The sequence below is a fragment of the Cupriavidus sp. 05L411 genome (assembly GCF_056398045.1).
Window position 1 is genome coordinate 1 of sequence record NZ_JBFTOQ010000123.1, and the last position, 1,184, is coordinate 1,184.

Sequence of the window (1,184 nt, forward strand, 5' to 3'; positions counted from 1 at the left end):
CTTAAGGATCGCCTGAAAAACTCAGTTTCGTGACCCGGGCGTCTTATCGACACCATCGCGGTTTGGATCTCCGCGGCTCTCCGGCTGGTTGCGTCAGCGCAATCCCGTTCTCTACCCGGTTGGGAGGCCATTTGGCCCCTCAATCGGCGTCACACGCCGTACGCAAGCAGCGCTCTGCGAGCCATCCAGAGATTGCTTAGTGCAAACAGCGTCTTCAGTTGTGCCGTGTTCTTCGCGAGACCTCGGTAACGGACCTTGGCCATGCCGAACTGCTGCTTCAGCACCCGGAATGGATGTTCCACCTTCCCCCGGATCTTCGCTTTGATCGATTCGATCTCATTGAGCATCGCYTGAGCACGATCGCTGAGATCGAGTCTGCGGCGCTTGCCGGGCAGCATGCTCACGTGCCACCTCACCCCCGGTGCAGCCTCGGGCCGCTTGTGCACGCCAACGAAGCCGGCATCGCCAAAGACATCCGTTTCATTGCCATGCAGCAAGCTGTGTGCTTGGCTGATCTCACTCACATGGGCAGCCGTGCCGATCACGGTGTGCACCAGTCCGGAATCCGCATCCACGCCAATATGCGCCTTCATGCCGAAGTAATACTGCTTGCCCTTACGCGTGGAGTGCATCTCAGGATCACGCTCACCACTGCTGTTCTTCGTCGAGGTCGGTGCACTGATCAATGTGGCATCGACCACCGTTCCCGCTTTCAACATCAGGCCTTTGCCCGCCAGCATCCCGTTCACGACCGTCAATATCTGGGCGGCCAAGTCGTGCCGTTCCAGCAAGTGACGAAATCTCAAGATCGTGCTTTCGTCTGGCAACCGCGCCATGGCGCCGTCCAGGCCAGCGAACTCGCGATAGAGCGGCACATCATGAAGCGCTTCTTCCATGGCCGGATCTGACAGGCCGAACCACTGCTGCAGGAAGTGAACGCGCAACATCGTCCCGACCGGAAATGGTGRGCGTCCGGTCTTCTTCTTGGGGCAATGGGGTTCGATCAGGGCAACCAGGTCTGCCCAGGGGACCACCTGACTCATCTCATCCAAGAACTCGCGCTTACGCGTGCGCTTTGTCGACAGGTTCAATCCCAATTCTCCTTGCTTCATGGCAGCTTCCTCCTGACTATTGCAACGTAGGGGAAGCGCCACTCGCTGACACGTTTTGCAGAGAATCCTTAA

At 58.4% G+C, this 1,184-nt stretch carries 1 protein-coding gene; it reads right to left on the reverse strand.

Features of this window, described 5'->3' with window-relative positions:
• Positions 1-149: 149 nt before the first annotated feature.
• A complete protein-coding gene (locus AC1DQR_RS40200) occupies positions 150-1,112 on the reverse strand; it encodes an IS5 family transposase (RefSeq protein ID WP_477135133.1) in 963 nt (320 codons plus the stop codon).
• Positions 1,113-1,184 lie beyond the last annotated feature (72 nt).